Origin of the sequence: Saccharothrix sp. 6-C (assembly GCF_016695385.1) — a bacterium.
Lineage (GTDB): Bacteria > Actinomycetota > Actinomycetes > Mycobacteriales > Pseudonocardiaceae > Actinosynnema > Actinosynnema texasense.
The window spans coordinates 2,640,906-2,661,270 of sequence record NZ_CP064192.1 but is presented as its reverse complement, the minus strand read 5'-3'; the positions used below and the strand labels follow the sequence as shown (position 1 = coordinate 2,661,270).

General features: G+C 74.7%; 9 protein-coding genes. All 9 read right to left on the bottom strand.

Annotation, left to right across the window (positions count from 1 at the left end):
- Positions 1–57: 57 nt before the first annotated feature.
- Positions 58–567: a flavin reductase family protein gene (locus tag IOD16_RS12040; RefSeq protein WP_201440103.1), complete on the bottom strand. Its 510-nt coding sequence runs from the start codon at positions 565–567 to the stop codon at positions 58–60.
- Positions 564–1,814, bottom strand: coding sequence for a cation:proton antiporter (locus IOD16_RS12035; protein ID WP_201440102.1), 1,251 nt, complete (start codon positions 1,812–1,814; stop codon positions 564–566). Before IOD16_RS12035 ends, IOD16_RS12040 begins: the two co-directional genes overlap by 4 nt.
- Positions 1,815–2,010: 196 nt before the next feature.
- Complete coding sequence (locus IOD16_RS12030; protein WP_236594924.1) at positions 2,011–2,955, bottom strand: ATP-binding cassette domain-containing protein; 945 nt, start codon at positions 2,953–2,955, stop codon at positions 2,011–2,013.
- Position 2,956: 1 nt separating this feature from the next.
- The gene (locus IOD16_RS40125) at positions 2,957–3,160 is read right to left on the bottom strand and encodes an MbtH family protein (protein ID WP_236594923.1); all 204 of its coding nucleotides are present in this window, start codon (positions 3,158–3,160) and stop codon (positions 2,957–2,959) included.
- A 192-nt stretch (positions 3,161–3,352) separates the two neighbouring features.
- Positions 3,353–5,557 (bottom strand): MMPL family transporter, encoded by a 2,205-nt coding sequence (locus IOD16_RS12020; protein WP_201440099.1) that lies wholly within the window; start codon positions 5,555–5,557, stop codon positions 3,353–3,355.
- A gap of 213 nt (positions 5,558–5,770) precedes the next feature.
- A complete protein-coding gene (locus IOD16_RS12015) occupies positions 5,771–6,982 on the bottom strand; it encodes a cytochrome P450 (protein WP_201440098.1) in 1,212 nt (403 codons plus the stop codon).
- Positions 6,983–6,995: 13 nt separating this feature from the next.
- Positions 6,996–7,811, bottom strand: coding sequence for an ABC transporter permease (locus IOD16_RS12010; RefSeq protein ID WP_236594922.1), 816 nt, complete (start codon positions 7,809–7,811; stop codon positions 6,996–6,998).
- On the bottom strand, positions 7,808–19,363 hold the full coding sequence (locus IOD16_RS40945; RefSeq protein WP_201440097.1) for an amino acid adenylation domain-containing protein: 11,556 nt from the start codon (positions 19,361–19,363) through the stop codon (positions 7,808–7,810). The genes IOD16_RS12010 and IOD16_RS40945 overlap by 4 nt, the downstream gene beginning before the upstream one ends.
- Complete coding sequence (sbnA, locus tag IOD16_RS12000) at positions 19,360–20,343, bottom strand: 2,3-diaminopropionate biosynthesis protein SbnA (protein WP_201440096.1); 984 nt, start codon at positions 20,341–20,343, stop codon at positions 19,360–19,362. The genes IOD16_RS40945 and sbnA overlap by 4 nt, the downstream gene beginning before the upstream one ends.
- Positions 20,344–20,365: the final 22 nt, after the last annotated feature.

Below are 20,365 nucleotides of genomic sequence, written 5' to 3'. Positions count from 1 at the left end.
CCGGCGACAGGGGCCGCCGGGGCGATCATGGTTCTCCAACTGCCGGTAGGGCTGGCCCTACCCCTGCTCGGCCCGCCACACCCGGTACTCGCGCATGCCGTAGAGCAGCGGCAGGTGGCCGTGCTCCTGCGCGACCTGGAACGCCTCGCCGAACACCACCGTGTGGTCGCCGACGGCCTCGGTCCGGCTGACCCGGCAGTCGACCACCGCGTGCGCGTCCCGCACCAGGTGCGGCCCGCCCCCGCTCGGCGGCACGAGCCACGGGACCAGGTCGAAGCGGTCCGGCGCGCCGGAGGCGAACAGCTCCGCGACGGGTTTGGCGTCGCCGTGCAGGAAGTTCACCGCGAACGCGCCGCGGGCCACCACCGCGTCCAGGGTCGGGCTGCCGTTGCGCAGGCAGACCAGCAGCGTCGGCGGCGACAACGTCACGCTGCACACCGAGGAGACGGTCATGCCGCGCGGCGAGTCGTCCTCGCCGGTCGTGGTGACGACCGCGACACCGGTCGGGAAGTGCGACATCAGGGTGCGGAACTCCGCGATCTCGATCGCGGGCAGCGACTGGGTCATGACCTGCTCCCGGGCAACTCGGGTACCGGCACGGGCTTCGGAGCGCGGGTGCGTTCGATGAGCGAGAGCAGCGGACCGGTCATGCCGGTGGTCGCCAACGCCATCACCACGAGGGCCAGGAACAGCTGCACGGACAGCAGCCCGGCGCTGTACCCGGCTTGCAACACGACGATCTCGGTCAGGCCGCGGGTGTTCACCAGCACGCCGACCGTCATCGCCGTGCGTCGGTCCTGACCGGCCAACCGCCCGCCCAGGTAACCGCCGCCGACCTTGCCGACGACGGCCAGCGCGATGGCGACGGCGATCGCGGTCCACGGCACCGAGCCGCGCGGCGCGTTCGCCACGCCCATGCCCGCCACCACGAAGAACACCGGCACCAGCAGCCGGCCGGTCGACGTGACGGCCCGCACGGCCCTGGCCCACACGCCGCCGGGGATCGCGAGGCCGACCACGAACGAGCCGAACACGGCGGTCAGGCCCCAGTGCTCGAACTGGAACGCCACCAGCAGCGCCACCCCGGCGATGCCGGCGCCCGTGGCGCGGGGGAAGCGCCCGGCCGCCGACACGGGCACCCGGGAGCGCAGGAGGACGCGGCCGACGACGGTCACCGCGACACCGAGGGCGACCAGGACCAGGGACACCACGAGACCGCCGGAGATGCCGACGGCCACCACGAGCAACACCCAGGCCGCCGAGTCGGTGACCACGGCGGCGGCCATGGCGAGCTTGCCCGCCGGGCTGTCCACCATGCCGCGGTCCTCCAGCACGCGGGCCAGCACGGGCACGGCGGTCACGCTCAACGCGACCGCGATCATCAGCACCAGCGCGGGCACCGGCGCGTCGCCGCGCAGGTCCGGGTCGGCCAACCAGACCACCCACGCGGCCATCACCAGGCCGGTGAGCAGGGCGGGCACGAACGAGCCCGCGGTCACCCAGCCGACCGCGCGGGCGCCGAGGCCGGAGCCGCCGTGCCGCAGCTCGTGCGCCACGCCGACCAGGAACAGCACCAGGCCGATCTGGCCGATCACCTTCAGCGGGCCGACCACGTCGGTGGGCAGCACCGCGGCGAGGGTCGGCGTCCCGCCGACCGCGAGGACCGCGGGCACCACCAGGATGCCCGCCAGGATCTCGCCGATGACCTCGGGCTGGCGCGCGGCGCGCGCCGCGACCCGACCCGAGTACGCCGCGACCAGCACGACCGCCAGCACGGCTGCCACGTGCCCGACCCGCACCAGGACCTCGGTCACGGTCGCGCCCCCGGTGACCGGGGGACGTGGTGTCTGGTCATCGACAGCGCGCGGCTGCCCGCGAAGTTGGGGATGCGCATGGTCACGGCGGGTTCCCTTCCCTATCGGTGGACGGCGCCTTTCGCTGTCGGGCCGCGAACGTCGGCGCCGGGGATGTGCGTGGGTGTGGGCGGGTCGGCTGCCGGTGGCCGGCGGGTCAGCCCCGGGGCTGGTGGCCGACGAGGTTGAAGAACACGTCGTCGAGGGTCGGGCGGCGCAGCGCGAAGTCCGCGACGTCCACCCCCGCGTCCCGCAGGGCGACGGCGGCGGCCGCGATGCCGTCCATGCCGTCGCGCAGCTGCAGCTTCACCAGGCCCCTGGCGGGGTCGGCGCCCGGCTCGTCCACGGCCAGCGGCGCGAGCACCGCCACCGCGTCGGCCACCCGGTCCGGCAGCGCCACGGCCACCTCCAGCCACTCCTGGCCGACCTTGCGCTTGAGCTCGTCCGGGGTGCCGTCGGCGATCACCTGGCCGGCGGCGATGACCACGATCTGGTCGGCCAGGTAGTCGGCCTCCTCCAGGTACTGGGTGGTCAGCAGCACGGTCATGCCGTCGGCGACCAGGCCGCGCACCGTGTTCCACAGCGACTGCCTGCTGGCCGGGTCGAGCCCGGTGGTCGGCTCGTCGAGGAACAGCACCCGCGGCCTACCGACCAGGCAGCCCGCCAGGTCGAGCCGGCGGCGCATGCCGCCGGAGTAGGTGCCGACGGGCCGGTCGGCCGCCCCGACGAGGTCGAAGCGCTCCAGCAGCTCGGCGGCGCGCGCCCGGGCGCCCCGGCCGCCCAGGTGCAGGAGCTTGCCGACGAGGACCAGGTTCTCCCGGCCGGTGAGCAGCTCGTCGACCGCGGCGTACTGCCCGGCCAGGCCGATCCGCCGGCGGACCTGCCCCGGTTGGCGCGTCACGTCGTAGCCGGCGACCTCGACCAGCCCGCTGTCCGGTGCGAGCAACGTCGTCATGACCCGCACGGCGGTCGTCTTGCCGGCGCCGTTGGGACCGAGCAGGCCCAGGACCGATCCCGGTTTGACGGTCAGGTCGACCCCGCGGAGGGCTTCGGTGCCCTTGTAGGTCTTCTTCAGTCCTTCAACGCGAATCGCGGCGTCCACGTCAGCCCGCCTCGCGCAGGCTCGCGGGCCGCATGTCGGTCCAGTTGCGCTCCACATAGGACAGCGCGGCGGCGCGGGGGCCGGCGTCGAGCGCGACGGTCCAGCCCGCGGGCACGTCCGCGAAGGTCGGCCACAGGCTGTGCCGGCCCTCGTCGTTCACCAGCACCAGGAACGTGCCGTCCTCGTCGTCAAAGGGGTTCACCACGTCAGTACTCCGTCCGCGTCGCCGGCGTCGGCCTCGGGTGCTCCCGATCCTGGTCACCACCGCTGACAGCGCACTGACGGATACCTGACCGGCCCCGCGCGGCACGTCCGGGCCGACGCAGCGGAACCTCCCGGGTCGTGGCGCGCCCTCGGGCGGCGTCACGACCCGGGAGGTCATCCCCCGGTCACCCCGTCACCTCGGCAGGTGCGCCTCCTCGGGCGACTGCGGCTGCGACTGCGGCTGCGGCTGCGGCTGCGGCTGCGGCTGCGGCTCGACGGTCGGGTGGACCGGCCGGCGCGACAGCTTCGACGGCCACCAGCCTGCCCGGCCCAGCAGGCGCATCGCCGACGGCAGCACCAGCAGCCGGATCACGAACGCGTCCAGCACCACGGCCACCGCCAGCCCCAGGCCCAGCTGCTTCATCTCCAGCAGGCCGGTGAACACGAAGCTGACGAACACCGACACCATGACCACCGCCGCGCTGGTCACCACCCCGGCGGAGCCCGCGATGCCCTCGCGCACCGCCTGCCACGACGGGATGCCGGTCTGCGCCACCTCGCGCACCCGGCTCAGCACGAACACGTGGTAGTCCATCGACAGCCCGAACAGGATCACGAACAGGAACAGCGGCACCCGCGAGACGATGAACCCGCCGGAGGTGAAGTCCAGCAGGTCCTCGGCCCAGCCGAGCTGGAACACCAGCACCAGCACGCCGAACGTGGCCGCGGTCGCGAGCAGGTTGAGCGCGATCGTCAGCAGCGCCATCACCACTGACCGGAACGCGACCACGATCATCACGAACGTCAGCAGCAGCACGAACAGCACCACGCGCAGCAGCTTGTCGGCCTGGTGCGCCACCGTGTCCACGTTGCGCGCCACGTCGCCGGACACCGCGTGCTCGAACCCGCCCACCGCCGCGGGCACCAGCTCGCCGCGCAGCTCCGCCAACGACTCCGCGGCCCGCGGCGACTCCGGCGAGAACGGGATCGGCAGCTCCAGCACGGTCACCCGGCCGTCCGCCGACACCCGCCGGGCGGCGCCGGGCGCGAACAGCGGGTCGCCCTGCGTCCGGGCCACCAGCCCGTCCACCGCCGACGCCACCTCCGCCGCCCGCGCCGGGTCGGCCCGTATCACCACCACGTGCCGCGCGCCCTCGCCGGGGAACGACGCCACCATCCGGTCGTGGGTGCGGATCTCCGCGACTTCCTTGGGCAGCGTGTCGTTGCCCGGCAACCCCAGCTCCATGCCCAACGCGGGCAGCGCGAGCAGCAGCAGCGCGCCCGTGGTGACCAGCAGGGTCCGCCCCGGCCGCGACATCGACGGCTCCAGCGCCCGGCGCCACACCCGGCCGTCACCGCGCCGGGTGAGCCGCCACAGCAGCGGCACGCGCGGCCGGTCGACCCACCGGCCGAACTTGGCCAGCAGCGCGGGCAGCACGGTGAGCGAGCTGACGACCGCCACCGCCACCACGATGATCGAGCCGGTGGCCAGCGACGAGAACACCACGTCGCCGACGAGGTAGAGACCGGCCATCGAGACCATGACCGCGAGACCGGACACCACGATCGCGCGGCCGGACGTCGCCGCCGCCAGCTCCACCGCGGTCACGTGGTCGACCCGGCCACCGCCGCGCGCGCGTTCCTCCCGTTCCCGCTTGAGGTAGAACAGGGAGTAGTCCACGCCGACGGCCATGCCCAGCAGCAGGATCACGTTCTTCGTCGCGCCCGCGTCGGGGAACACGTGCGAGGCCACCGCCGACAGCGCCATCGCCGTCACCACGGACGACAACCCCAGCAGCACGGGCACGCCGGCCGCGACCAGCGCGCCGAACACGACCAGCAGGATCAGCAGGGTCACCGGCAGCGTCAGCTTCTCCGCGAACGCCAGGTCCTCCGCCAGCTGCTCGTCGATGCCGACGTCGATCGACACGCCGCCGGTCTGCTCGACCACCAGCTCCGGGTGGGCGTCGCGCACCGCGGCCGTCTGGTCCAGCAGCGCCGCCACCTGTTCCATCGCCGTGCGGTCGGTGGCCTTCATGGTCACCTCGACCAGGACGGCGTCACCGTTCGGGGAGCGGGTCGGCGCGCCGACCGAGGACACCTCGGCCAGGGCCCGCATCCGGTCGGCGACCTCGCGGGCCGCGGCGTCGGCGGCGGCCTGGTCGAGCGGCCCGGACGGCGAGGTGACGAGCACCCGTTCCACGATCGGCTCCAGCAGCCCGCTGTCGGCCGCCACGGTCTCGGCGCGACCCGCCTCGCCGACCCGGTAGTCCTCGCTGGAGGCGTCGCGGACGCCCACGATGGCGCCCGCGGCGACGCACACCGCGACGAAGGCGAGCCACCCGATGATCGCGCGCCACGGGTGGGTGGCGCTCCACTTGGCGATTGACACGGTCACCGGCGAGCTGCCCACGACCCTCAACTCCTCCGTTGTGGCACTGTGCTTGTGATCCTTCCGCTGCGTGACCGGACCGGCACTGGTGGTGCCCACCGGCCCGGGGTAGGGCTGTCCCCACCCTTGGCCGGCCCGGCGCCGCGGGCGCGCGAGAACCCCGGCCCGGACGCCTGCCGCGGGGGCGACGTCCGGGTCGGGGTGGTCGGTCGGCGGTGGTCAGCGCAACGTCACCGGCAGGCTGGAGTAGCCGTGGACGAAGTTGGAGAACAGCCGGCGCGGCTTGCCGGCGAGCTCGATCCCGTCCACCAGGTCCCGCACCGCCTCCAGCACCGACCGCACGTGGGCGCGGCCGAGGTAGGCGCCCAGGCAGAAGTGCGGCCCGTGGCCGAACGCGATGTGCTTGTTCGGCGTGCGGGACAGGTCGAACGACATCGGGTCGGCGAACACCTCCTCGTCGAAGTTCGCCGAGCTGTTCCACAGCGTCACCACGTCGCCCGCCCTGATGAGCCGCCCGCCCAGCTCCACGTCCACGACGGCGCGGCGGCCGAAGTGCATGGCGGGCGTGGTCCAGCGCAGCACCTCCTCGGTGGCGGTGCCCAGGTCGACCGCGCCGTCCTTGAGCGCCCGCCACTGCTCCGGGTGCTGGTGCAGCGCCAGGAGACCGCCGATCGAGGACATGCGGCTGGACTCGTCCGCGCCCAGGATGAGGCTGTAGCAGTTGAAGACGATCTCGTCCTCGCTCAGCGGCGCGCCGTCCACCAGCCCGTTGGCCAGGGCGCTGACCACGTCGTCGCCGGGGCTGCGCCTGCGTTCCTCGGCCAGGCCCGAGAAGTAGAGCAGGATCTCGTTGCGGGCCAGCCACTCCTCCATCTCCGCGTCCTCGGAGCTGTAGCGGCTCAACGTCCGGTTGTTCCAGTCCACGAGCTTCGCCCGGTCGGCGACGGGCACGTCCATCAGGTCGCCGATGGTGTTGATCGGGATGTGGTCGGCCACGTCGGTCGCGAAGTCGAACGCCGGCCCGACCAGTCCGCCCACCAGCGCGCGGGTGCGCTGACGCACCCGGTCGGCGACCTTCTCCAGCACCCGCGGCGAGAACGACTTGATCATCAGGTTGCGCACGTCGCGGTGCCGGGGGCCGTCGGTGACCGCGAGCATCTTGCCCGACGCCGAGTCCGTGCCGCGCAACAAGGTCGCCAGCACGTTGCCGTGCTCGGAGGTGAACCTCTTGTTGTCCTTGTAGACCGCGACGATGTCGGCGTGGCGCGACAGCACCCAGAAGCCCGGCGTGCCCTCACCCGGCGGGTTCCAGTGCACGGGGTCCTCCTCGCGCAGCCGCCGCCACATCGAGTGCAGGTCCACGTCCAGGAACGTCTGCGGGTCGGCCAGGTCCAGGTCGGCCAGGTCGACGTCGGCCAGGTGGGCGGTCATGTCCGGGTCCTCCTCAGTTGGCGGTGCTCGCGTAGCGGCGCAGGCTGACGACCGAGGTCAGCAGGAACAGCAGGCCGAGGGTCACCACGACGACCACCTCGGGGTGGTCGGTCGGGAAACCGCCGCCGGTGGTGACCGGGTTGCCCCACAGCTGCCGGCAGGCCGTGGCCACCGCGCTGATCGGGTTCCAGGCCGCGACCGGCGCGAGCCACGCGGGCAGGTTCTGCTCGGACAGGAACGCGTTGGACAGGAACGGGAACACGACCACGACCAGCGGCGCGATCGAGTCGATCGTCTCCAGGCTCTTGGACGACATGCCCAGCAGCACGCCGACCCACGTCACCACGTAGCAGAACACGACCAGCACGCCGAACGCGGCGAGCGTGGACAGGAGGCCGGTGTGCGGGCGCCACCCCAGCACCAGGCCGACGCCGGTGACGACGGCCAGGCCGAGGACGGCGACCACGAGGTCCGCGATCGTGTGTCCGATGAGGACGGACGAGCGCGAGATCGGCAGCGACCGGAACCGGTCGATCAGCCCGCCCTTGAGGTCCGTCGCGACCGCGATGGCGGTCGGGCCCACGCCGGCGAGGCCGACCTGGATGGCCGCGCCCGCGAACAGGTACTCCTGGTAGCTGCCGCCGCCGGGGATGGAGATCGACTGCTGGAACAGGTAGCCCAGCACCAGCATGGACACCAGCGGGTTGAGCGTGACCCCGATGAACCGGCCGGGCGCCCGGCGCAGGTGCCGCAGCCTCCGACCGGTCACGGCGAGGACTTCGACCAGGGTCGCCCCGAGCCCGGGTTTGACGTCGACCAGTGCGTTCACGATTCCCCATTCCCGTTCGAGCGGGCCATCCCGGCCGCCACCGCCGCGCCGATCCGGGCCAGGTGGCCCGGGTCCATCATGTGGTCGTGCCCGCCGGGCAGGTGCTGCACGCGCAGCGCGCCGACGTGCGGCGTCCACAGGTCGATCCGCTCGGCCAGCTCGTCCTCGGCCAGCTCGCCGGAGGCCGCGAACAGCAGCACCTCGCCGTCGTAGCGGGACGGCCGGTACCGCTCGGAGAACCGCGAGTGGACCTTCATCACCTCGATCATCGCCAGCACCCGCTCGTCGCCGAGGCCGGCCAGCGGGCTGCCGTCGCGGCGCAGCGCCTCGACCACGTCCCGGGAGGTGATGTCGCGGCCCGCGAACTCCGACCGGTCGTGCCCGACCAGCTCCACCACCCAGCCCAGCATCGCCTGCTCGTCGCCGTGCGGGTCGTGCCTGCTCGGCGGGTAGGCGTCGAGGTTGGCCAGCACGCCGACCCGTTCGCCGTCGGCTTCCAGCCGCGCGGCCACCTCGTGGGCGAGGATGCCGCCGAACGACCAGCCCAGCAGGTGGTACGGACCCGTGGGCTGGATCGACCTGATCAGGTCGATGTAGTCCGAGGCCAGCTGCCCCAGCGACGTCGGCAGCTCGGCCAGCTCGGTGATGCTCGGCGACTGGAGGCCGATCAGCGGCGTGTCCGGGCCGACGTGCGGCGCCAGGCCGATGTAGGGCAGGGCGAAGCCGACGCCGCTGTGCAGGCAGAACAGCGCGGGCCCGGAGCCCGGCTTCATCCGCAGCACCGTGTCGAACGGCGTGGTCTCCTCCAGTCCGGCGAACTCGTCGAACACGCTGGAGATCGCCGCGGCCCGGGACGGCGCCCGGTCGTCCGCCGCGCCCGCCAGGTCGGCGACGGTCTGGTGGACGAACACGTCCGCGACGGCGATCGGCAGCCCCGCCTTGCGGGCCCGGGTGACGACCTGGATGGAGCTGATGCTGTCGCCGCCGACCGCGAAGAAGTTGTCGTCCACGCCGACCGACGGCACGCCGAGCACGTCCGCGACGATCCCGGCCAGCAGCTCCTCGCTCGGGGTGCGCGGCGCCCGCCCGGCGGGCAGGTGCGCGAAGTCCGCCGCCGGCAGGGCCTTGCGGTCCACCTTGCCGTTGGGGGTCAGCGGCAGGGCGTCGAGCACGACCAGCGCGGCGGGCACCATGTAGTCGGGCAGCGCCTCGCCCAGCTCCTTGCGCAGCAACGCGGTGTCGCCGTCCGCGGTGTCGTCGTCCAGCACGACGTAGCCGACGAGCCGCCGGTGGCCCTTGGCGTCGCCGCTGACGACCACCGCCGCGTCGCGCACGGCGGACAACGCCCGGGTCGCGGCCTCGACCTCGCCCAGCTCGATGCGGTGGCCGCGGATCTTGACCTGGTGGTCGCGCCGCTCCAGGAACTCCAGGTCGCCGTCGGCGCGCAGCACCACGCGGTCGCCCGTGCGGTACATCCGCGCGCCCGCGCCGAGCCCGGACTCCGCGGCGAACGGGTCGGGCAGGAACGTCACCGCCGTGCGCGCGGGGTCGCCGAGGTAGCCGCGCCCGACGCCGAGGCCGCCGACGTACAGCTCGCCCGGCACGCCGACGGGCAGGGGCCGCAGGTCGTCGCCCAGCACGTACAGCGCGGTGTTGCGGACCGGTTTGCCGATGGGCACGCGCGCGCCCGGCACCGGTCCGGTGATCACCGCGTGGGTCACGTCGTCGGAGCACTCGGTGGGCCCGTAGGCGTTGACCAGCGGGATGGTCGGGAACCGCGCGAACCACCGCTCGCACAGGTCGGCGGGCAGCGCCTCGCCGGTGACGACCAGCCGGCGCAGCGACGGCAGCTCCGGCGCCGAGCCGGTGGTGTCCCACACGTCCAGCGCGGCGCGCAGCAGCGACGGGACCACCTCGAGCACCGAGACGCGGTCGGCGGCCGTGACGCCGAACAACGCCTCCGGGTCCGCGGCGACCTCGCGGCCGACGACCCGCACCCGGCCGCCGACCACCAGCGGCGCCAGCATCTGCCACACCGAGATGTCGAACGTCACCGGCGCGTTGTGCACCAGCGTGTCCTGGTCGGACAGCCGCAGGTCGTCCACCTTGGCGAGCAGGTGGTTGACCATGCCGGCCCGGTGCACCATCGCGCCCTTCGGCTTGCCCGTCGACCCGGACGTGAAGATCACGTACGCGAGGTCGTCCGCCGCGCCCGACAGCGGCGGCGACGTGCCGTCCTCCGCGTCGTCCAGCACCACCACCCGCGCGGCGCCGGCCACCTGCTCGGCCAGGCCCCGGTGCGCGGCGTCGGTGAGCAGCACCCGCGCGCCGCTGTCGGCCAGCAACGCGGCCGTGCGGGCCACCGGTGCCTGCACGTCCAGCGGCAGGTAGGCGCCGCCGGAGCCGAGCGCGCCGAGCACGGCCGAGACGTACCGCGCGCCCGGCGCGGCCAGCACGGCGGCCGGCCCGCCGGTCAGCTCGCGGGACACGGCGGCGGCGCGGCGGACCAGCGTCGAGTAGGTCACCTCGCCGTCGTCGTCCACGACGGCCACGGCGTCGGGGGTGCGGGCCGCGACCTCGCGCACCCGCTCCGCCACGCCCCGGTACGCGTCCGGGCGGCGCGGTCCGGCGCCCGCGCCCAGCACCCGGTCGCGCTCCGCCGGCTCCAGCACGTCGATCCGGCTCAGCCGCGCGCCCGGGTCGGCCGCCGCCGCGCGCAGCAGCCGCGTCAGCCGCTGCGCGATCCGCTCGACCGTGGGCCGGGCGAACAGGTCGGTCGTGTACTCCAGCGCGCCCCGGATGCCCGAGGGCACGCCGTCGGTGAGCAGCTCGTCCAGCTGGAAGGTGAGGTCGAACTTGGCGCGCGGCGCGGCCACCGGCTGCACGCGGGCGTTCAGGCCGGGCAGCACGGCCGGGCCGTCACCGTCGTTCTGCAGCACCAGCATGACCTGGAACAGCGGCTGGCGGGCCAGCGACCGCACCGGGTTCAGCCTCTCCACCAGGTGCTCGAACGGCAGGTCCTGGTGCGCGTAGGCGCCGAGGTTCGCCTCCCGCACCCGGTGCAGCAGCTCCCGGAACGTCGGGTCGCCGCCGGTGTCGGTGCGCAGCACCACGGTGTTGACGAAGAACCCGACCAGCTCGTCGAGCGCCTCGTCGGCGCGACCCGCCACCGGGGTGCCGAGGGGGATGTCGGTGCCCGCGCCGAGCTTGGTCAGCAGGGCCGACACCGCCGCCTGGAACACCATGAACACGCTCGCGCCCGCCTCGCGCGCCAGCGCCACCAGGTCCGCGTACAGCGGGCCGTCGACCAGGAACTCGACCTCGCCGCCGTCGTGGGTGCTCACCGCCGGGCGCGGGAAGTCGGTGGGCAGGTCCAGTTCCTCGGGCAGGTCGGCGAGCGCCTCCGTCCAGTACGCGAGCTGCGTGGCGAGCAGGCTGCCCGGGTCGTCCTCGGCGCCGAGCAGCTCCCGCTGCCACAGCACGTAGTCCGCGTACTGCACCGGCAACGGCGCCAGGTCCGGCGCCGCGCCCGCGCACCGGGCCCGGTAGGCGTCGGTCAGGTCGCGGGCGAACGGCGCGATCGACCAGCCGTCGAACGCGATGTGGTGGAACACGACGAGCAGCACGTGCTCGTCCGGGCCGAGCCGGAACAGCTTGGCGCGCAGCGCGGGCTCGGCCGCCAGGTCGAACCCGCGGTCGGTCTCGGCGGTGAGCACGCGGTCCAGGTCGGCCTCGGCGAGGTCGACCACCTCCAGCGCCGGGTGCCCCGGCGGCAGGTCGGCGACCCGCTGGTGCGGCTTGCCGTCGACGTCCGGGAACACCGAGCGCAGCACCTCGTGCCTGGCCACGACGTCGCGCAGGGCGGCGCGCATCGCGTCGACCCTCAGCGCGCCGGTCAACCGCATCGCCAGCGGCACGTTGTAGGTGCCGGTGGCGTTCTCCTCCAGGCGGTTGAGGAACCACAGCCGCCGCTGCGCGAACGACAGGGGCGCCTCCGCGCCGCGCGGCACCGGCGCCAGGGCCGGTCGGGCGCCCTGCGCCCCGCGGACCTGCTCGGCCAGCGCCGCCACGGTGCGCGCCTCGAACAACGCCCGGATGGGCAGCTCCACGCCCAGCGCGGACCGGGCCCGGCTGATGACCCGCGTGGCCAGCAGGGAGTGCCCGCCCAGCTCGAAGAAGTCCTCGTCGACCCCGACCCGGGGCAGGCCGAGCACGTCGGCGAACAGCCCGCTCAGGATGTCCTCGACCGGGGTGCGCGGCGCGCGGCCCCGACCGCCGGCGGGCGCGCCGGCCCCCGGCGCGGGCAGCGCCTTGCGGTCCAGCTTGCCCTGCGGGGTCAGCGGCAGCTCGTCGAGCGCGACCAGCGCTGACGGCACCATGTACTCGGGCAGCGACTCGACCAGCAGCTCCCGCACGCCCTCGGGCACCGTGCCGGGCCGCCCGGCCGCGGACGCGTCCGGCACCAGGTAGCCGACCAGCCTGCGGTCGCCGTCGTCCTCGCGGAGCACGACCACGGCCTGGGCGACGGCGGGGTGCGACACCAGCGCCGACTCGATCTCGCCGAGCTCGACGCGGAAGCCCCGCAGCTGCACCTGGTCGTCCGCGCGGCCGACGTAGTCGAGCTGGCCGTCGGCGCGCCACCGGACCAGGTCGCCGGTGCGGTACGCGAACCCGCCCGGCGCGCCGAACGGGTCGGCGACGAACCGCTCGGAGGTCAGGCCGGGCCGGTCGAGGTAGCCGCGGGCGAGCCCGCCGCCGACGTACAGCTCGCCGGTCACGCCGACCGGCGCCGGTCGCAGCAGCGGGTCGAGCACGTACACCCGGTGCGCCGCGGTCGGCGTGCCGATGGGCGGCCTGCCCTCCCCGGTCAGGGGGCCGCCCACGGTCGAGGCGAGCACCGCCTCGGTCGGCCCGTACCCGTTGAACATCCGGTGCCTCGGCGCCCAGCGCGCCACCACCTCGGGCGGGCACGCCTCGCCGGCGACGACCATCACCAGGTCGTCGGGCAGGCGGGCGTCCTCGGGCAGCCCGCCCGCGACCACCGGCGGCAGCGCGGCGAGGTTGACCCGCCGGGTCCGGAGCAGGTCCAGCAGCGGCTGCCCCGGCGCGCGGGCGTCGTCGTCGGCGACCACCAGCGTGCCGCCGCCCAGCAGGGCCAGGCCCCACTCCCACACGGTCGCGTCGAAGCTGTAGGAGGCGAACTGGAGCACCCGCGTGTCGGGCGTGACGTCGAACTTCGCGATCAGGCTCTCGACCATGGCGACGAGCCCGGCGTGGTCGACCACGACGCCCTTGGGCCGCCCGGTGGACCCGGACGTGTAGATCACGTAGGCCGGGTGCCCCTGGCGCAGCGCCGGGTCCGGCGCGGTGGCGGGCAGGCCCTCCAGCTCGGCGAGCACCGCCGGGTCGTCCAGGAGCACCAGCGGCACGTCCAGGCCGGCCAGGTTCGCGCTCGTGTCCGCGGTGGACACCACGGTGATCGGCCGGGCGTCGTCCACCATGTAGGCGATCCGGTCCGGGGGCAGCTTCGCGTCGATCGGCAGGAACGCCGCGCCCGCCTTCAGCACGGCCAGCACCACCACCGCGGCCTCCAGCGAACGCGGCAGGGCGAACGCGACCACCCGCTCGGGACCCGCGCCCCGGGCCGCCAGCAGCCGGGCCAGCCGGTTCGCGCGGGCGTCCAACCCGGCGTAGGTCAGCTCCTCGTCGCGGAACACGGCGGCGAGCGCGTCCGGCGCCTGCGCGACCCGGTCGGCGAACATCCGGGGCGCGGTCACGTCCGGGATCGGCGCGATCCGCCCGCTCCACTCGCCCAGCAGCAGCTCCCGCTCCCCCGCCGCCAGCACGTCGACCCGGCCCACCGGGGTGTCCGGCGCGTCGACCACGGTCTCCAGCAGCCGCACGAACCGCTCGACCAGCACCCGCACGTCGTCCCGGGCGAACAGCCGGCCCCGGTACTGGGCGTGCAGCCGCATCCGCTCGCCGGGGTACACGCCCAGCGCGAACGGGTACTCGGCCACGACGCGCGCCTCGCCGCCGAGCACCTCCAGGTCCGGCACGAGGCCGCCCAGCTCGCGGGCGTCGGCCATCGGGTAGTTGTGGTAGCTGACCACCGTGTCGAACAGCTCGCCGATCCCGGCCAGCTGCTGCACCTCGGCCAACCCGAGGTGCAGGTGCGGCTCCAGGTCGACCTGCGCGGCGCCCAGGTCCGCCAGCAGCCGCGCGAGCGCCTGCGCCGGGTCGAGCGCCACCCGCACCGGCAGCGTGCCCAGGAACGGGCCGATCATCGTCTCCACGCCGGGCAGCTCGGCGGGCCGGCCGGACCGCACCGCGCCGAACACCACGTCCCGGCTCCCGGTCAGGGCGCCGAGCAGCACCGCCCAGCAGCCCTGCACGACCGTGCTGAGGGTGAGGTCGTTGGCCCGCGCCCAGTCGGTCAACCGGGCCGTCAGCGGCTCGGGCACGTCCACCAGCAGCTCGTCGGGCACGGCGGGCGTGCGGTCCGGGTCGACCGGCGCCAGCCGGGTCGCCTCGGTCAGCCCGGCCAGCGCCGCGCGCCACGCGCCACGCGCCGCCTCGACGTCCCGGTCGGCCAGCCACCGCAGGTAGTGGGCGTGCGGCGTGACCGGGGGCAGCGCCGACGCGTCGGCCCCGCCGGCGTAGAGGGTGAACAGCTCCCGGGCGAAGATCGGGTTGGACCAGCCGTCCACCAGCGAGTGGTGCACGGTCCAGGTCACGCGCGACGCCTCGCCGGTCAGCCGCACCGCGGTGAACCGCACCAGCGGCGGGGCCGTCAGGTCGAAGCGGCGCAGCCAGTCGGCGTCGGTGAGCCGGGCGAGCTCCCGGTCCCGGTCCGCCGGGTCCATCCCGGTCAGGTCGACCTCGTCCCACGACGGCTCGACCGCCGAGGGCACGACCAGGACGGCGTCACCGGACTCGCGGTGGTGGAAGGCGGCGCGCAGCAGGGGGTGCCGCGCCACCAGCGCCCGCGCGGCGGCGCGCAGCCGGGCCGGGTCGAGCGGGCCGGCCACGTCCACGGTCACCTGCAACGTGTAGGCGTCCACGCCGTCGCGGTCGTAGTCGGCCTGGAACAGCAGGCCCCGCTGCGACGGCGACAGCGGCAGCACGTCGTCCAGCGGACCCACGGACCGCTCGACGTCCTCGACCTCCCGCTGGGTCAGCGACACCAGCGGGAAGTCCGACGGCGTGCGGCCACCGGCCCGGTCCGCGTGCCGCTCGGCGTGCGCCACGAGCGCGGCGAGCACCTCGGTGAAGGTCTCGGCGATGCCCCGGACGTCCTCTTCGGACAGCAGCGCGCCCGCGTACCGCCAGTCGGACACGAGCACCGGGCCGTCCGGCCGGTCCTCGGTGACGGCGGCGACCTCCAGCGCGTACCGCAGGGGCACGTCGCGGTGCGCGTGCAGGCCGACGTCGCCGCGCAGCGACCACTCCCCCCGGTCCACGCCGAAGCGCCCGAGGTAGTTGAAACCGATCTGCGGTGGGGCGTAGCGGGCCAGCGCGCCCTGCGTCTGCGGGTTGAGGTGGCGCAGCAGCCCGAAGCCGAGGCCGTGGTCGGGCAGCGCGCGCAGCGCTTCCTTGACCCGCTTCACCACGCCCGGCACGTCCGAGGTGTCGCCGATGTCGAGGCGCACGGGGAACACGCTGGAGAACCAGCCGACCGTGCGCGCCAGGTCCACGTCCTCGGCGGTCTGCTCGCGGCCGTGGCCCTCCAGCTCGACCAGCACCGAGCCCAGGCCGCGCCGCCGGGCCACCGCCACCGCGAGGGCCGCCAGCAGCATCTCGTTGGCCTCGGCGTGGAACGCGGCGGGCACGGCGGTCGTCAGCGCCGCCGCGTCGGGCACCTCGAACCGGTGGTGGCCGGCGGTGCGCTCGACGTCCACGGCGGGGTCCAGCGGGCGTGCGCCCAGCAGCGGGTCGCCGCCGCGTGACTGCCCGGTCCACAGCGGCAGCTCGGCGGTGCGGGCGGCGGTGCGCGCCTGCTCCGACAGCAGCCGCGTCCAGCGGCGGTAGGAGGTGCCGACCGGCGGCAGCGCCCGTCCTTCGACGGCCGCGCGCAGGTCGGGCAGCAGGATCCGCCAGGACACGCCGTCCACGGCCAGGTGGTGGGCCACCACCAGCAGCTCGCCGTCGCTGAGGACGAACTGGACGACCACGCCGTCCTTGGGGGCCAGGCGTTCGCGCGCCGAGTCGAGCGTGCCGCCGGCGCTGACCACGTCGGCCGCCCGGACCGCGCCGCGCGGCCGGACCTCCAGCGCCCACAGCCCTTCGACCGGCTCGGCCAGCCGCAGCCGCAGCGCGTCGTGGTGGTCGAGCAGCACCTGCACGGCCGCGGTGAGCCGGTCGACGTCCAGCCCGGCGGGCACGGACACCGCGACGTGCTGGCTGTAGTCGCGGGTCAGCGCGGTGGGCGTCTCGCGCAGCTGGTGGGCGATCGGGGGCAGCTCGACCTCGCCCACCCCGTCGTCCGCGACCACCGCGACGGCGGAGACGGGTTCGGCGACCGCCGCGATGGCGGCCGGTGTCCGCAGCTGGAACACGTCCGCCGAGGTGACGACCAGACCGGCCGCGCGGGCGCGGCTGACGACCTGGATGGAGCTGATGCTGTCGCCGCCGAGGGCGAAGAAGCTGTCGTCGACGCCGACCGAGGCCACGCCGAGCACCTCGGCGAGCACACGGCAGAGGATCTCCTCCTGCGGCGTGCGGGCCGCGCGCGTCGTGGCGGGCGTGCCGAAGTCCAACGCCGGCAGCGCCTTGCGGTCCACCTTGCCGTGCGGGGTCAACGGCATCGCGTCCAGCACCACGAAGGTGGACGGGACCATGTACTCGGGCAGCAGCGCCGCCACCTGCTCGCGGACCGCCGCGGCTTCGCCCACGACGTAGCCGACGAGCCGCTTGTGCCCGGCCGGGTCGGTGACGGCGGCGACCGCCGCGTCCACCACGCCGGGGACCGTGCGGACCGCGGCCTCGACCTCGCCCAGCTCGATGCGGTGGCCGCGGATCTTGACCTGGAAGTCCCGCCGCTCCAGGAACTCCAGGTCGCCGTCGGCGCGCAGCACCACGCGGTCGCCCGTGCGGTACATGCGGTCGCCCGGTCCGCCGAACGGGTCCGGTGTGAACGCGACCGCGGTGCGTGCCGGGTCGCCGAGGTAGCCGTCGCCGACCCCGGCGCCGGCCACGTACAGCTCGCCGGGCACGCCCCGCGGCATCGGGCGCAGGTCGTCGCCCAGCACGTAGAGCCTGGTGTTGCGCACCGGGCGGCCGATCGGCGCGCGGGCGCCGCCGACCGGTCCGGTGATCACCGCGTGCGTCACGTCGTCCGAGCACTCGGTGGGCCCGTAGGCGTTGACCAGCGGCAACCCGGGGTAGCGGTCGAACCAGCGGGCGCACAGGTCGGCGGGCAGCACCTCGCCCGTGACCACCAGGTACCGCAGGCCGGGCAGCGGCGCGGCGACCCCGGCGGCGTCCCACGCGTCGAGCGCGGCGCGCAGCAGCGACGGCACGACCTCCAGCACGGTCACGCCCTCGGCCGCGGTGAGGCTGAACAGGGTGTCGGGGTCGGCGGCCTCGGCCGCGCCCACGACGCGCACCCGGCCGCCCACGACCAGCGGCGCGAGCATCTGCCAGACGGACACGTCGAAGGTGACCGGCGCGTTCTGCACGACGGTGTCGGCCGCCGTGAGCCCGAGGTCCTCGACCTTGGCCAGGAGGTGGTTGACGAGACCGCCCCGGTGCACCATCGCGCCCTTGGGCCGGCCCGTCGACCCGGACGTGAAGATCACGTACGCCAGGTCGTGCGCCGCGCCGGACAGCGGCGACAGCTCGTCGGCCTCGGCGTCGTCCAGCACCACCACCCGGGCGCCGCCGGCGAGGTCGGCCGCGAGCGCGCGGTGCGCCCGGTCGACCACCAGGCGCGTGGCGCCGCTGTCGGCCAGCAGTCCCGCGATCCGGGCGACCGGCGCGCGCACGTCCAGCGGCACGTAGGCGCCGCCCGCGCCGAGGGCGGCCAGCACCGCCGTGACGAAACCGGCGCCGGGCTCGGCGAGCACGGCGGTCAGGCCGGCGTCCAGCTCGTGCGACAGGGCCTCGGCGCGCGCGACGAGCTCGCCGTAGGTCACCGGTCCGGACCCGTCCACCACCGCGACCGCGTCGGGCCGCGCCTCGGCGACCGCGCGCACGCGCTCGACCACGCCGAGGTGCTCGTCCTCGCGCACCGGGCCGACGACCGCGCCGGCGCCCGCGAAGTCCACCCGGCTCAGCGCGGAGTCCGGCGCGACGCGCGCGAACCGCTCCAGGTAGGCGGCGAAGCGGGTGACGTGGCCGAGCATCTCGTCTTCCTCGTACAGGCCCGCGTTGCCGCTCAGGTGCAGCTCGAGGCCTCCGCCCGGCGCCTCCACGACCGTGGCCTCGAAGTCGTCCACCAGCCCGGTGGACAGGTTGTTGACCGTCATCACGCACGGCCCGAGCTTCAGCTCGGTCTCCTGCGGCAGGATGTTGACCAGCGGCCCGAACGGCCTGCGGTCGTCGCTGCGCAGGCCCATCGCGCCGCGGATGCGGCTGACCCGGTGCCGCTGGTGGCGCAGCACCCTGGTGACCTCGCGCGAGGTGTCGGCCAGCAGCCCGGCGCGCGTGGTCTCCGGGCCCACGGCGAGCCGCAGCGGCACGGTGTTGGCCACCATGCCGGGGATGGCGCGCATCCGGGCGCCCACCCGGGCCGTCACCGGCAACGTCAGCAGCACGTCGCGGACGCCGGTCATCCGCTGCGTGTAGGCCGCCATCGCGGCGGTCACCACGGTCGGCCACGTCACCTTCGCCTCGGCGGCGACCTCGCGGACCAGCCGGGCGGTCGCCTCGGGCACCACGGCGCTGCGGCGCACGAACCCGGGCGTGCGGGCGCCGTCCCGGTGCGACAGGCTGACCAGCTCGGGCGCGTCGGTGAACCGGCGCTCCCAGAACCGCCGGTCCCGCTCCGCCTGCCCGGACCCGCCGTAGGCCGCCTCCGCCTCGATCAGCTCCGCCAGCGGCGGCAGCTGGCCGTCGCCGACCGGCGCGCCCGCCAGCAGCGCCTCGTACAGCTCGCCGAGCCGGCGCCAGAACACCACCTGCGTGTAGCCGTCGCACAGGAAGTGGTGGATGCACATGTAGAAGAACGCCCGCTCGTCGGCGACGCGCAGCAGCGCCAGCCGGAACAGCGGGAAGTCGCCGAGGCCGAACGGCACGTCCAGGTCGGCCCGCACCCAGTCGCGGCCGGCCCGCTCCGGGTCGGCCTCGGCGCGCAGGTCCAGCACCCGCAGACCGGGGTCCGGCAGCGGCTCGACCACCTGGCCGGGCTCGCCGTCGACCTCGGTGAACCGGGCGCGCATGCACTCCGACTCGAACACCAGCCGCGCCACGGCCGCGCGGAACACCTCCAGGTCCAGCGGTCCCCGGATGTCCAGGTAGCCCGCCGTGTTGTAGGACGAGGTCCCGCCGGAGAGCTTCTCGTCGAACCAGATGTCGACCTGGCCGGCGGACAGGGGCAGCCGTCGGGTCATGGCAGTCTCCTCGCAAGCATCGCGTCCTCGGCGAGCAGTTCCGCGCCGTAGCTGTCGCTGATCCACTGGTCCCGGTAGACGGTGTCCAGGTAGCGGTCGCCGAGGTCCGGCGCGATCGCCACCGCGGTCACGTCGCCGTCGGGCCGGTTGCGGGTGAGCCAGTCGGCCGCGCCGGACAGCACCGTGCCGGTCGAGCCGCCGAACAGGAACCCGTGCCGCAGCAACGTCCGGCAGGCGCGCACCGTGTCCCGCTCCGCCACGTGCAGCACCTCGTCCACGAAGGACTCGTCCAGCAGCGTCGGGCGGACGCTGGTGCCCAGACCCGGCAGCAGCCGCGGCTGCGCGGGCGTGCCGAAGGTGACCGAGCCGACCGAGTCCACCGCGACGACCCGCACCGACGGCTTGGTCTCCTTGAAGTACCGCGCGCAGCCCATGAGGGTGCCGGTGCTGCCCGCGCCGATGAACACCACGTCGACCTCGGGGAAGCTCTTGAGGATCTCCGGGCCGGTGCTCTGGTAGTGCGCCATCCAGTTCGCCGGGTTGGCGTACTGGTTGAGCCACACGTGCCCCTCGTCCTCGCACACCTGCTTGACGTAGCGGATGCGGGCGCCGAGGTAGCCGTCCTGGGGGTCGGGCTCGGTGATGACGTGCACCCGCGCGCCCAACGCCTCCATCAGCTGTCTGGTGGCGAGGTTGCAGCGCGCGTCGGTGACGCACAGGAACCGGTAGCCGCGGCTCGCCGCCACCAGCGCCAGCGCCACCCCGAGGTTGCCCGACGAACTCTCCACCAGCGTGGCGCCCTCGCGCAGGGTGCCCGCGCGCACGGCGGCGGACACCATCTCGTTGGCGGCCTTGAGCTTGATGGACCCGGCGAAGTTGAACCCTTCGCACTTGAGGTACAGCGGGTGGCCCGAGAGCCGCCGGAGGTCCACGTAGAGGTCGTCCACGTTGAACTCCTGGGGCGTCGATATCACTGGCATGCGCCGACTCCTAGGCGAGGTG